14 protein-coding genes and 1 pseudogene are annotated in these 11,842 nt (G+C 58.8%); 14 read left to right on the top strand and 1 reads right to left on the bottom strand.

Going from position 1 to position 11,842, the window contains the following annotated elements; genetic code table 11:
• The first annotated feature begins 102 nt into the window (after window positions 1-102).
• The gene (locus CWI66_RS06870) at window positions 103-396 is read left to right on the top strand and encodes a hypothetical protein (protein WP_039182003.1); all 294 of its coding nucleotides are present in this window, start codon (window positions 103-105) and stop codon (window positions 394-396) included.
• A 140-nt stretch (window positions 397-536) separates the two neighbouring features.
• Window positions 537-839: a DUF6482 family protein gene (locus tag CWI66_RS06865; RefSeq protein WP_081135341.1), complete on the top strand. Its 303-nt coding sequence runs from the start codon at window positions 537-539 to the stop codon at window positions 837-839.
• Between the two features lie 10 nt (window positions 840-849).
• Here CWI66_RS06865 and CWI66_RS06860 read toward each other — a convergent pair whose 3' ends face one another.
• Window positions 850-1,257 (bottom strand): thiol-disulfide oxidoreductase DCC family protein, encoded by a 408-nt coding sequence (locus CWI66_RS06860; RefSeq protein WP_100731285.1) that lies wholly within the window; start codon window positions 1,255-1,257, stop codon window positions 850-852.
• Window positions 1,258-1,568: 311 nt separating this feature from the next.
• On the opposite strand from CWI66_RS06860, the gene hemH reads away from it, so the two are divergent.
• The 12 genes and pseudogenes from hemH to rloA3 all read left to right on the top strand — a co-directional run bounded on the left by hemH (window position 1,569) and on the right by rloA3 (window position 11,836).
• Window positions 1,569-2,654, top strand: a complete 1,086-nt coding sequence (hemH, locus tag CWI66_RS06855; protein ID WP_100731284.1) for a ferrochelatase — start codon at window positions 1,569-1,571, stop codon at window positions 2,652-2,654.
• A gap of 198 nt (window positions 2,655-2,852) precedes the next feature.
• Window positions 2,853-5,201, top strand: coding sequence for a putative monovalent cation/H+ antiporter subunit A (locus CWI66_RS06850; protein WP_100731283.1), 2,349 nt, complete (start codon window positions 2,853-2,855; stop codon window positions 5,199-5,201).
• Entirely contained in the window at window positions 5,194-5,625 is a 432-nt protein-coding gene (locus tag CWI66_RS06845; protein WP_100731282.1) for a Na+/H+ antiporter subunit B, read from the top strand. Before CWI66_RS06850 ends, CWI66_RS06845 begins: the two co-directional genes overlap by 8 nt.
• A 33-nt stretch (window positions 5,626-5,658) precedes the next feature.
• The gene (locus tag CWI66_RS06840; protein WP_039182023.1) at window positions 5,659-6,006 is read left to right on the top strand and encodes a Na+/H+ antiporter subunit C; all 348 of its coding nucleotides are present in this window, start codon (window positions 5,659-5,661) and stop codon (window positions 6,004-6,006) included.
• Window positions 6,003-7,604, top strand: coding sequence for a Na+/H+ antiporter subunit D (locus CWI66_RS06835; RefSeq protein WP_100731281.1), 1,602 nt, complete (start codon window positions 6,003-6,005; stop codon window positions 7,602-7,604). Before CWI66_RS06840 ends, CWI66_RS06835 begins: the two co-directional genes overlap by 4 nt.
• Window positions 7,601-8,074: a Na+/H+ antiporter subunit E gene (locus CWI66_RS06830; protein WP_100731280.1), complete on the top strand. Its 474-nt coding sequence runs from the start codon at window positions 7,601-7,603 to the stop codon at window positions 8,072-8,074. Before CWI66_RS06835 ends, CWI66_RS06830 begins: the two co-directional genes overlap by 4 nt.
• Entirely contained in the window at window positions 8,074-8,343 is a 270-nt protein-coding gene (locus tag CWI66_RS06825) for a monovalent cation/H+ antiporter complex subunit F (protein ID WP_016916568.1), read from the top strand. The genes CWI66_RS06830 and CWI66_RS06825 overlap by 1 nt, the downstream gene beginning before the upstream one ends.
• A complete protein-coding gene (mnhG, locus tag CWI66_RS06820) occupies window positions 8,336-8,740 on the top strand; it encodes a monovalent cation/H(+) antiporter subunit G (protein ID WP_039182037.1) in 405 nt (134 codons plus the stop codon). The genes CWI66_RS06825 and mnhG overlap by 8 nt, the downstream gene beginning before the upstream one ends.
• A 35-nt stretch (window positions 8,741-8,775) precedes the next feature.
• Window positions 8,776-9,465, top strand: a pseudogene (locus CWI66_RS06815) (FAD-binding domain-containing protein); the annotation flags it as partial.
• Window positions 9,466-9,481: 16 nt separating this feature from the next.
• Window positions 9,482-9,916 (top strand): DUF3429 domain-containing protein, encoded by a 435-nt coding sequence (locus tag CWI66_RS06810; protein WP_100731279.1) that lies wholly within the window; start codon window positions 9,482-9,484, stop codon window positions 9,914-9,916.
• A 124-nt stretch (window positions 9,917-10,040) separates the two neighbouring features.
• Window positions 10,041-11,240 (top strand): lytic murein transglycosylase, encoded by a 1,200-nt coding sequence (locus CWI66_RS06805; RefSeq protein ID WP_232710783.1) that lies wholly within the window; start codon window positions 10,041-10,043, stop codon window positions 11,238-11,240.
• Window positions 11,241-11,305: 65 nt separating this feature from the next.
• Window positions 11,306-11,836, top strand: a complete 531-nt coding sequence (rloA3, locus tag CWI66_RS06800) for a retropepsin-like aspartic peptidase RloA3 (protein ID WP_100731277.1) — start codon at window positions 11,306-11,308, stop codon at window positions 11,834-11,836.
• Window positions 11,837-11,842: the final 6 nt, after the last annotated feature.

Genomic DNA, 11,842 nt, shown 5'->3' with positions numbered 1-11,842 from the left:
ATAATGCGCTCCCCGTTGGCTGAGTCGTCTGGGTAACCCTCACTGGAAGGGCGGGATGAGAAGCGTGGGTCAATCGCATTGGTAGATAGACAGGAGTAACGCATGGCAGGTGGTTTTAGGCGCGGTAACCGTAAGCGGCTTCCCAAGCTGGAAGGTCGGGGTGAGCTCCAGTCGTTAGAGCGTGAAGGTCCCTTCAAGGAGTGGTTGGGCATGCCCGACCTTTACCGCTACCACCTGGTAGTGGAAGGGGAGCAGTACAGCTACCAGACAGAAGATGCGGAATTACCGGTCACCATTGGCGACAAGGTCGTGTTCCGTTACAAGGAAACCAAAGGGGGCAACTGGATCGATCGCAATTCCCTAGGCAAGGCCATCGACCCCTCGGAATATCAGTAACACGACACACATCTTGACGTTTCGGTCAGGAACTCTTTTCTGTTATTGCCCTCTTAGAGAGATAGTGCCAGGGTAATATGATTGTCATGGGGCAAGGGCATGCTGTGCTCCATGGCAATGACCAATAACAGGAGGGAACCATGGAACTTAAAGAGCTTAAACAGTTCGTCGAACGTCATGACAATTTTGAAATTCGAGTAATCACGCACTCGGGCAGCCGGTTTTATCAGGTCGAGCTTGAAGATGTCGAGGGTGAGCGCCATATGCTGACCCAGCGTGGCAAGCCCATGCTGTTTCGTTCGCTGGACGATGTCTACCTCGAACTCAAGCGGGCAGGTATCCACCGGGCGTATCTTGTGCAGCACGTGCCTCAGGATGAAGTCATTGGTCGCGACGCCCACTACAGCGCGCCGCTGACCTCGCGTATGCCGCTGGTATTCTGACGCCCAGGCATCACTGATTGCGCGAGCGTGACCCGCATTTTTCCCACCATTGGCCCAGCCGAATTCGGCGACGGGCAAAGAACCGATAGCCTGCATCCATGACGGCGCGCAGGCCAGGCAAGCAAGACAGTCTTACCAGCCGCCTGTAGCCCAACACGGCATACAGGGCCCGGCTGGCATCCATCCCCACATACCAGTTTCCCTGCTGATCCTGAAGATGCAGTTGCCCCATCATGGCCTCGAAGCTGAGCCCCAATGCGCCGGGATCGAAATCCTCGTGCTGAATATCGACCAGACGAATGCGCTGGTGGTGGCGATGTTTGGCTAGCCAGGCCACTTCGACGCGACAAAAGGGGCAGTGTCCATCGTCGTAGAGCGTGATCGGTGGTGCGGCATGCAGCGTGGCGAAACGGCTCATAAGGAGCGCTCCTCGTGGGTGTATCCTTGGGTGTGAGCGGCTTGCTCGTAACCGGCGGCAGTGGGGGGCGATGCCAGGAGCTGCTCTACCTGCTGGCGCAGAACGCCACCACCGCGCCTTCAGGGGCCTGGCGAAGGGTAGGCAGGGTCAGGGAAAGCTGGTCACCCAGAATGAGTAGCAAAGGCTTGGACATGAGTTCGCCTGTAGTTATACAAATTATGTTGATAGTATAACTTTATTCCGCGTCTTTGCTGAAAAGTGATAAGATTTAGACCATTGTGAATGATCGACAGCCCCCAGGAGTAAGTGAGATGGCCGACAGCGTTGTAAAGGATCAACCCGGTGAAGGGCGCTTGGCCCACGCGCCAAGCAGTCATCCTCCGGTTGCCCCCGCCAAGGTGGGCGTGGTGCTGGCCAATCTGGGGACGCCCGATGCGACTGACTACTGGTCCATGCGGCGCTATCTCAACGAATTCCTGTCGGATAAGCGGGTCGTGGACTATGCGGGTTGGAAATGGCAACCGCTGCTGCAGCTCATCATTCTGACCAAGCGCCCCTTTACGTCGGGCCATGCCTACAAAAGCATCTGGAACACCGAAAAAGACGAGAGCCCGCTGCTGACCATTACCCGTGCACAAACGGAAAAGATGACCGCCCGGCTGAAAGCGCTGTATGGCGACAGTGTCGAGGTCGATTTCTGCATGCGCTATGGCAACCCTTCCACGGAAAGCGTGCTGAATCGCATGAAAGAGAAGGGCTGCGAGCGCATCGTGTTCTTCCCGCTCTACCCGCAGTACGGCTCGCCCACCACGGCTACCGCCAACGATCAGGCCTTTCGCACGCTGATGAAGATGAAGTGGCAGCCCTACCTGCGCACGGTGCCGGCCTACTTTGAACACCCTGCGTACATCCAGGCGCTGGCCAACTCGGTGCAAGAGGCGTACGACGGCTTTGAAAGCCGTCCCACCAAGCTCGTGGCCAGCTACCACGGTGTGCCGGAACGCTATCTGATGGAAGGCGACCCCTACCATTGCCAGTGCCAGAAAACCACGCGCCTGCTGCGTGAGCGTCTGGGGTTGAGCAAGGAGGAGGTCGATACCGCCTTCCAGTCACAGTTTGGCCCGGAAAAGTGGGTAGGCCCGCAAACCGTGGATCATGTGGCCGAGCTGGCCAGGCAGGGCCACAAGCACATTGCCATTCTGTCACCTGCTTTCTCCTCCGACTGTGTGGAAACCCTCGAAGAGATCAAGGAGGAGATTCACGACAGTTTCATGGAGGCCGGTGGCGAGACGTTCAGCTATATTCCTTGCCTGAATGATCGCGATGATCATATCGATGCCCTGTTGGCCGTGGTCAACAATGAGCTGTTGGGCTGGTTGCCCGTGCCCGCTAAGTAAGATTTCTGCTCGCGCTGACGCCGCTTTGGCCACTGGCCGAGCGGCTTTTTATGCCAGCGAGGTGGCTGGAGTTTTTCGAAGGGCTGGTATAAGGTTTGTGCATATAAAATCACATTTATTCAACGTTTAAGCGGCACATGTCGTACCATGCACCGCTCACGGGAATAGTTTGCGCTTATTTTAGGGAGAGAACGCCGGATGCAATTTGCCGTTTTAATAGGCTTCGTGCTGGCAGCGTCGTCACCGCTGCTCAACCTCTGGTGTAGGGAACGAACCAGCCTGGTGCTGGCGCTATTTCCAGCGCTGATGGCCGCGTGGCTGATTGGCCAGGCCCCGGTGGTGCTGAGTGAAGGGCCGCAGCTGCTGGAGTGGGCGTGGGTGCCGTCGCTGGGGATCAGCCTGAGCTTTTTGCTGGATGGCTTGTCGCTGCTGTTTGGCCTGCTGATTTCCGTCATCGGTACTTGCGTACTGATCTATGCTGGCGGGTACTTGAAAGGCCATCCGGATATTGCCCGCTTCCATCTGGCGCTGGTGGCCTTCATGGCCTCCATGATGGGGCTGGTCATGGCCGATGGCCTGTTGACCCTGTTTGTGTTCTGGGAACTGACCAGTATCACCTCGTATCTGTTGATCGGCTTCAACCATAACGATATCGAGGCCAGAAAGTCGGCTCGCCAAGGCTTGTTCGTGACCGTGGCCGGTGGGCTTGCGCTGATGGCGGGACTGGTCCTGCTGGGTGTGGCCAGCGGCAGCTGGTCGCTGAGCGAGATTCTGCAGTCCGACGACAACCTGCGCGAGCATGCGCTCTATACGCCCATGTTGATCTGCCTGCTGCTCGGTGCGTTCACCAAGTCGGCGCAGTTTCCGTTTCATTTCTGGCTGCCGAACGCCATGGCGGCGCCAACGCCCGTATCGGCTTACCTGCACTCGGCCACCATGGTCAAGGCGGGTATCTACCTGCTGGCGCGCCTGCAGCCCGAGCTGGGCGGTACCGGCATGTGGGTGGGTATTCTCTCGGTGGTGGGTGCGACCACCATGCTGACGGGCGCCTTCCTGGCGATCCACCACACCAATATCAAGAAGCTGCTGGCCTACTCGACGATCATGGCGCTGGGCACCTTGACCATGCTGCTGGGCATTGGCTCCGACTATGCCATGACGGCGTTCGTCACCTTCCTGCTGGCGCACTCCATGTACAAAGGTGCGCTCTTCATGGTGGCGGGTATTCTGGACCATGAAACGGGTACCAAGGATGTCACGGCCATGGGGGGCTTACGGCGAGCCATGCCCGTGACGGCGACGATTGCCTTCGTGGCGGCGCTGTCGTTGGCCGGGGTGCCGCCGCTGTTCGGTTTCATTGGCAAGGAGCTGATGCTGGAGGCTGCCCTGGGCGCCGACAGCGTGCGTCTGATGCTGGTGCTGTTTGCGTTCTTCTCGGCCATTCTGACCATTGCCGTGGCGGCCATCATTGCGCTGCGCCCTTTCTTTGGCGTGCAGCATGCCACCCCCAAGGTCGCCCATGAAGCGCCGTTGAGCATGCTGGTGGGGCCAGCTCTGTTGGCCGGTGGCTCGCTACTGCTGGGGCTGGCGCCCGCGCTGCTGGGGGTGGATGCACTGCTGACCGCAGCGGCCACTTCGGTAGTGGGCGATGCGCTGACGGTTACCCTGTCGCTGTGGCACGGTATCAACGTGGCGCTGATCATGTCGCTGGTGAGCATGGCGCTGGGCTTTTTGCTGTTCAAGCGTTGGGACGATGTGCGCAGTCATTTGGCGCGATTGGCACCGGTCATGCGCTATGGGCCGGAAGCAGGCTATGAAGGCTTCATGAATGGCGTCGTACGCTTCTCCGAGTGGCAGACCCACATTCTGCAGAATGGCTACATGCGTAATTACATTCTGGTGATGCTGGTGGTGTTGATCGGCCTGATCGGTAATTCGATTCTGCTGCGCCACTCGCCCCAGCTGGCGCTGACGCTGGACGTGCGTTTCCATGAAATCATCGTGGTCGGTACCATGGCCATGGGGGCAATTTTTGCCACCATCTCGCGCTCGCGCCTGGGAGCCGTGGTGTCGGTTGGCATCATGGGCTTCTCGATTGCGCTGATCTTCATTCTCTTCAGTGCCCCCGATCTCGGCATCACCCAGCTGCTGGTAGAGACCATGACGGTCATTCTGCTGGTGCTGGTGCTGTTCCGCTTGCCGCGTTACTCCAACCTCTCGACCAGCCTCGAGCGCGTGCGCGATGGGGTCGTGGCAGCTGCCATGGGGGTCATGATCTTCCTGTTGATCATGACGGCATGGAGCATCGACCAGTTCGAAACCATTTCCACGTACATGGTCGAGAACAGCGCGCCACTGGCCCATGGCCGTAACATCGTCAACGTGATTCTGGTGGACTACCGCGCCCTGGATACGCTGGGCGAAATGTTCGTGCTGGCGTTGGCCGCCATTGGTGTCATTGCCATGTTGAAACTGCGTCACGATGGCCCTCAGGGCAAATCAGTAGAGGCGGAGAAGAGCAGCGTCAAGGAGCCCTACGATGGTTAAGTCAGGTACGATCATTCTCAATACGGCGGCACGCTTTTTAATGCCGCTGCAATTGATGTTCTCTATTTTTCTGTTGCTGCGTGGCCATGACGAGCCCGGCGGTGGCTTCATTGCCGGGCTGGTGGCGGCTGGGGCGTTTGCGCTTTATCTGTTTGCTTTTGGTGCCAGCGCCACCCGAGAAGTGCTGCGCATGGTCGACCCCCGCGACCTGGTCGGTGCGGGCCTGCTGTTGGGCATGATCTCGGTGGTGCCCGCCTGGTTCATGGGCGAACCTTTCTTGACCGCACAGTGGTGGACGATCCCAGGCATCGACTTCAAGGCCTCTACGCCGCTGATCTTCGATGTGGGCGTCTATCTGGCGGTGCTGGGTTCCGTCATGGGCATGGTCATGGCGTTAATGGAGGTGGACAAGGATGAGCCTTGAGCTGCATACCCCGGATAACATAGGAGGCTCCCCATGGAACCGTTAATGGCCCTGGCGATTGGTTTGCTGTACGCCACTGCCGTATTCATGATGCTGCGACGTTCGATCGTCAAGCTGGTGATCGGTTTGCTGCTGCTTTCCAACGGCGCCAACTTGTTGATTTTTACCACCGCAGGCATGACCCGTGGCGCGCCACCGCTGATTCCCGAGGGCATGCTGCAGCCATTGGGGCCCGTGGCTGACCCGCTGCCCCAGGCAGTGGTGCTGACCGCCATCGTCATCGCGTTTGGCGTACTGGCATTTGCCGTCGTACTGATTCGCCGTGCCTATGAGATCGTGAAGGCAGATGATTTGGACAAGATGAAGGATACCGACACGTGAGGCCTGAAGTTGCACTTCCCGTTCTGTTGCCTCTGCTTTCGGGGGCGATATCGCTGCTGTTCTGGCGGTCGCGGCCCATGCAGCGCTTTGTGGCCGTTGCTGGCAACGTTGCGCTGCTGGGCGTCAGTCTTTGGCTGTTCGTCGCGGTACTGACAGATGGCTATGTCACCATGCAGATGGGTAACTGGCCTGCGCCCTTCGGCATTACCCTGGTGGCGGACATGCTCAGTGCCGTGATGATCCTGATGACCGGCATCATCGGCTTGGCCATGGGCATCTACTCACTGGCCACCACCGGGCGTGGTCATGAAAAGTTTGGCTACTACCCGCTGATGCATCTGCTGCTGGCCGGTGTGGCCGGAGCCTTCCTGACCGGCGACATGTTCAACCTCTATGTGTGGTTCGAAGTGATGCTGGTGGCGTCGTTTGCCCTACTGATTCTGGGGGGAGAGCGTGCCCAGATGGAAGGTGCCATCAAGTATGTGACGCTGAACCTGTTGGCCTCGGTGATCTTCCTGACCGCGATTGGCTTGCTGTATGGCACGGTCGGCTCGCTGAACATGGCCGACATCGCCCTGCGCATGGATGAGGCCGAGCACAGCGGCATGGTAGAAGTGCTGGCCGTGATGTTCATGGTGGCCTTTGGTATCAAGGCGGCCGCGTTTCCGCTGTTCTTCTGGCTGCCCGCGTCGTATCACACGCCGCCCGTGGCGGTATCGGCGCTGTTTGCCGGGCTGCTGACGAAGGTCGGGGTGTACTCGCTGTTCCGCGTCTTCACGCTGATCTTCGATCAGACCATGGGCTATCTCCAGGACATCATGTTGTGGGGGGCAGTCTTGACCATGGTGACCGGCGTGCTGGGGGCGGCGGCGCAGTATGAGTTCCGCCGTATTCTCTCGTTTCACATCGTCAGCCAGATTGGCTACATGATTCTTGGTCTGGCGCTCTATACCCCGCTGGCCATCGCCGGTGGCGTGTTTGCGATCATGCACAATATCATCGTGAAAACGAATCTGTTCCTGATCAGTGGTATCACGCATCGCTTGCAGGGCACCTACCAGCTCAAGAAGATGGGCGGGCTGTATCGCGAGCGCCCCTGGCTCGCCGTGGCGTTCTTTATCTCGGCTTTCTCGTTGGCGGGCATTCCGCCGCTGTCCGGTTTCTTCGCCAAGTTCGTACTGGTGCGAGCAGGCCTGGAAGCGGGCGCCTATGTGGCCACCGGCATCGCTTTGGCCGTGGGCTTGATGACCCTCTACTCGATGGTCAAGATCTGGAACGAAGTGTTCTGGAAAGCCCTCCCGGAAGAGAACAAGGTGCCTGCAACCCAAACGCCCACGGGCGATGACGGCCGTATGCTCAAGCCGAGCTTGTGGATGATGTATCTGCCGGTGATCGTGTTGGCCATGATGTCGCTGCTGGTGGGTGTGTTCGCCGAGCCCATCATGCAGGTCATGAATCAAGTTGGCGATCAATTGATGAACCCGGCAGGCTACATTGAAGCCGTGCTCGGTGAGTCGGCAAGTGTCATCGATGCGCTGTTGGAAGCAGCAGAGGCAGGTGTGGATCAGGCGAGTGACGTTCAGGAGGATGCTCCATGACCGGTGCAATTTGGAACTTGTTACTTGGCTTGGCCTGGGTACTGTTGAGCGGTGATTTCTCGGGCTTGAACCTGCTGGTAGGCATGGTGTTTGGTTATATTGCGCTGGTGTTGATCGAACCTCAGGTTGAAGCGCTGAAAGGCTACCCTTCGCGAGTGCCGCGCATCATCGGCTTCATTGGCTTCTTCATGAAAGAGCTGGTGCAGGCCAATCTGCGCGTCGCCTTCGACATCCTGACGCCGCCGTGGCACATGCAGCCTGGGGTGATTGCCTTTCCGCTGGCCGCTCGCACGGAAATGGAGATCACCATGGTGGCCAATCTGATTTCGCTGACGCCAGGTACCTTGAGCCTGGACGTCTCCGATGATCGCCGTGTGCTCTATATCCATGCCATGTTCCTGGACGATGAAGATGAACTGAGACGCAGCCTCAAAGAGATGGAGCACCGAGCCCTGGAGTTATTTCGCTGATGGATACCGTGATTTTGATTAGCCAGGTCGTGATGGGCTGTGCCCTGATACTGACCTTCGTGCGCGTGGTGCGTGGCCCTAGCCTGCCGGACCGAGTGGTGGCGCTGGAGCTGTTTTCCACCACGGTGGTGGGGCTGGTAGGGGTATATGCCATACAATCAGGTGTATCGAGCTTTCTGGATGCTGCCATCGTCATTGCGCTGATGGGCTTCCTGGCCGCCATCGGGTTTGCTCGCTTTCTGGAACGTGGAGGGCCGCGGGATGATTGATTTCGTCAAGGGAACGCTGGTTCTGACCGGCGCCAGCTTCATGCTGCTGGCCTCCATTGGTTTGCTGCGGCTGCCCGATTTGTTGACCCGTATGCACGCTACCACCAAGGCGGCTGCACTGGGGGTGATCCTGATCATGCTGGCGGCTGCCATGCACTTTGCCGAAGTAGGGGTGGTGGCGCGGGCATTCGCGATCATCGTCTTTATTTTGATTACCGCCCCCATCGCCGCTCACGTGATTGGCAGGGCGGGTTACTTCGTGGGCTCCCGCCTATGGAGCGGTACGGTAAAGGACGAGCTCAGGCCCAATTATGATCCACTCACCCATGAATTGAAGAGTGGGCTGGAAACCGAGGAAAACGCCAAGCGTCAACCTCGACCAACGGACCCTGATTGACGGCTAATCAACGAGTTAGCTAAAGGCCACCTTCGGGTGGCTTTTTTTCGACGCGGTTTTCGCCCTGGCTGGCCAGAGGCTGCCTCTCAGCTCGGCAAGTACACCGTGAGGTCAAGGCCTGGGAAGCCATCAATGGTAGCTGCGAGTCCAGCTACTGGATCGTGTTCGAACTATTGTGGCGTGACTACTTTCACCGTGCAGCGCAGCTGGAAGGCCCTGCGCTATTCGGCCGCGAGCAGCTCCCCGTGCCTAACGAGGCGTTCAACCGTTGGCGCGATGGCAAGACAGGGGTCCCGTTCATCGATGCGGCGATGATCGAGCTCAAAGGGACCGGATGGATATCCAATCGCGCACGCCAGAACGTGGCCAGTTTCCTGGTCAAGGATCTCGGCGTGGACTGGCGTTTGGGCGCTGGCTGGTTCGAGCACTGTCTGATCGATTACGATGTGGCCAGTAACTGGGGTAATTGGCGCTATATCGCCGGAGTAGGGCGAGATCCCCGGCAGGATCGCTACTTCAACGTGTTGAAGCAGGCAGGACATTATGACCCAAAAGGCCTCTATGTCGCATACTGGCTGCCCGCCCTCGAGTCCTTGCCCTTTGGCCTCGAACGGCACCAGCCTTGGCGCGCGGCGCCTTCCAGGTTCGATCCTCCCTGCGTCATGCCAAGTGAGTGGCACCGCTGGCTGATTGCTGCCGAAGAGTTCGAGGAGACGGATGAGTAAGCAAGCAGGAAGCGTTGTGAGTGAACGCCGATTGGCCTGGGGGCTGGGCCTTGCTGGGCTGATCCCGTTCATTGCGGCGAGTGGCGCAGCATGGTGGGCGCCTACCGCCTGGCAGGTCACGGCGATTTACGGGTTTACTTACTACAGTGCGGTGATTCTGTCATTTCTGGGTGGCGTTCATTGGGGCAGTGCGCTGCAGGTCTCGCGGCTGGGTAACGCCAGGCGCCTGCTGCTGGCCATGGTGCCGAGCCTGATTGCCTGGCCTGCGTTGCTATTCGATGTGGTGACGGGGCTGTGGGTGCTGCTGGCAGGTTTCGTGCTCATCGGGCTTTACGATGTCAGTCGCGATGGCCGTGATGGCTTTCCTCGCTGGTACACGGGATTGCGCTGTGTGCTGACCGGTATCGTGGGGGCTGCCCACGTTGTGGTGCTGTGGCGCCTGATGGCGTGAGGCTGGCATCAGACCCGTTTCTGAGCCATTATCACAGCCACGCCAAGGACAGCCATGAGACGATGACATGTTATTGAAATCCCAGGTATCACCCGCTTTCGTGCCCACCTTCACCTCTGCCTTGATGCTGGCAGCGGCGCTAACGCTGGGAGGGCAAACTGCCCAGGCCAGCCCTCAACTGATGACCGAAGTCGATGCCCGTGCTGCTGAGCAGGTGCAGTACGCCAGCTTCAACCAGTGGCTAAGTGATTTTCGCCGTTACGCCGCCAATCAAGGGATCAGTGAAGCCACTCTGGCCAAAGCGCTGGACGGTGTACGTTATCGCGAGCGCGTGATCGAGCTGGATCGTTATCAGCCCGAGTTCGTCAGGCCCATCTGGCAATACCTCGATAGCGCAGTGTCCAGTACGCGCATTGCCAATGGTCGTGAAAAGTATGCTCAGCATCGCGATACTGCTCAACAGATGCAGCAGCGCTATGGCGTGCCTGCCGAAATCATCGTCGCCATTTGGGGTGTCGAGAGTAACTATGGCAGCAACTTTGGTGATTTCTCGACGCTGGAGTCACTCGCCACTCTGGCCTACGATGGCCGTCGCCGTGACTTTGCCCGCGGAGAGCTTCTGGCAGCGCTGCGTATCATCGAACAGGGCGATATCGCCGCCGATGAGATGCGCGGCTCCTGGGCCGGGGCCATGGGGCATACTCAGTTCATCCCCAGCAGCTTCGAAGCCTATGCGGTGGACGGTGACAACGATGGACGGCGTGACATCTGGGGCAGTATTCCCGATGTCATGGCCTCGACGGCCAACTACCTGGCCCGCGCCGGTTGGCAAGCAGGCCAGCCCTGGGGAGCCGAAGTGGTGCTGCCTGATGCGTTTGACTACTCGCAAACCGAGCGTTTGAGCTCGGCCCAATGGGCCGCGCAGGGCGTACGAGCAGTGAATGGCGATTTGCCTGCTTTCGATAGCGCTGCCGTCATCGTGCCAGCAGGCGCCAGTGGCCCAGCATTCATCGTAGGCCCCAACTTCCGTGCCATTTTGCGCTACAACAATGCGACCAGCTATGCGTTGGCGGTGGCGACATTGGCCGATGCCATTGCCGGGCGTCAGGGCATTACTCAGTCCTGGCCCACTCATGAGGCACCTTTGACGCGCGACGATGTCAGAACGCTGCAACAGCGGTTGAACAACGCCGGTTATTCGGTGGGCACCGCCGATGGCATCATGGGACCCAATACCCAGGCAGGTGTGCGAGCCTTCCAGCGTGATCAAGGGCTGGTGCCAGATGGCTTTGCTACTCAATCGCTGCTCGAGCGACTGCCATAATTCCACTACCCTTTTAATCCAACTATCAAGGATGCGTTGCGATGGTGAATAGATTGCGAAAGGCCATGGGCATGACGGCTCTGGCGAGTGTGCTGATGGCGAGTGCCAGCGTACAGGCTGAGGACAAGGTGTTCGGCTGGGTGGAGAATGCGTTCATCGAGCCTTGGGGCATTGGCGTCAAGGCCAAGCTGGACAGCGGTGCGCTGACCTCGTCGTTGGACGCCCGTGACATCGAGATTTTCGAGAAGGATGGCGAAGACTGGGTGCGCTTTCGCTTAAAGCTGGAGGATCAGGCCAGCGGTGAGACCTTTAGCGACGAAATCGAACGTCCGCTGTATCGTGAGCAAACCGTGCGCGGCGCCGGTGGGCGCGATGAACGCCCCGTGGTGCTGATGGATGTGTGCATGGGCGACACCATCTATGAAGAGCAGTTCAGCCTGCGCGACCGCGAAGAGATGATTTACCCGCTGCTGCTGGGGCGGCGCACCATCAGCCATCTTGGGTTACTGGACGTGCGTAGAACGTTCCTGCAGTCACCGGAGTGTGGGGAGGATGCCGAGTACGTTCCCCACGACCCCGAAGACGATCAAACCTGATCAATA

It is taken from the genome of Halomonas sp. 141, from assembly GCF_002810305.1.
GTDB classification, from domain to species: domain Bacteria; phylum Pseudomonadota; class Gammaproteobacteria; order Pseudomonadales; family Halomonadaceae; genus Vreelandella; species Vreelandella stevensii.
Note: the sequence above shows the minus strand (reverse complement) of the source record. Positions and strands in the feature narration are given on the sequence as shown.

Bases quoted from the DNA above. Each gene is read 5' to 3' on its own strand.
- CWI66_RS06830 (WP_100731280.1), top strand. From the start codon at position 7,601: ATGACCGGTGCAATTTGGAACTTGTTACTTGGCTTGGCCTGGGTACTG.
- CWI66_RS06870 (WP_039182003.1), top strand. From the start codon at position 103: ATGGCAGGTGGTTTTAGGCGCGGTAACCGTAAGCGGCTTCCCAAGCTG.
- hemH (WP_100731284.1), top strand. From the start codon at position 1,569: ATGGCCGACAGCGTTGTAAAGGATCAACCCGGTGAAGGGCGCTTGGCC.
- mnhG (WP_039182037.1), top strand. From the start codon at position 8,336: ATGATTGATTTCGTCAAGGGAACGCTGGTTCTGACCGGCGCCAGCTTC.
- CWI66_RS06850 (WP_100731283.1), top strand. From the start codon at position 2,853: ATGCAATTTGCCGTTTTAATAGGCTTCGTGCTGGCAGCGTCGTCACCG.
- CWI66_RS06840 (WP_039182023.1), top strand. From the start codon at position 5,659: ATGGAACCGTTAATGGCCCTGGCGATTGGTTTGCTGTACGCCACTGCC.
- CWI66_RS06805 (WP_232710783.1), top strand. From the start codon at position 10,041: ATGCTGGCAGCGGCGCTAACGCTGGGAGGGCAAACTGCCCAGGCCAGC.
- CWI66_RS06845 (WP_100731282.1), top strand. From the start codon at position 5,194: ATGGTTAAGTCAGGTACGATCATTCTCAATACGGCGGCACGCTTTTTA.
- CWI66_RS06860 (WP_100731285.1), bottom strand. From the start codon at position 1,257: ATGAGCCGTTTCGCCACGCTGCATGCCGCACCACCGATCACGCTCTAC.
- CWI66_RS06865 (WP_081135341.1), top strand. From the start codon at position 537: ATGGAACTTAAAGAGCTTAAACAGTTCGTCGAACGTCATGACAATTTT.
- CWI66_RS06825 (WP_016916568.1), top strand. From the start codon at position 8,074: ATGGATACCGTGATTTTGATTAGCCAGGTCGTGATGGGCTGTGCCCTG.
- rloA3 (WP_100731277.1), top strand. From the start codon at position 11,306: ATGGGCATGACGGCTCTGGCGAGTGTGCTGATGGCGAGTGCCAGCGTA.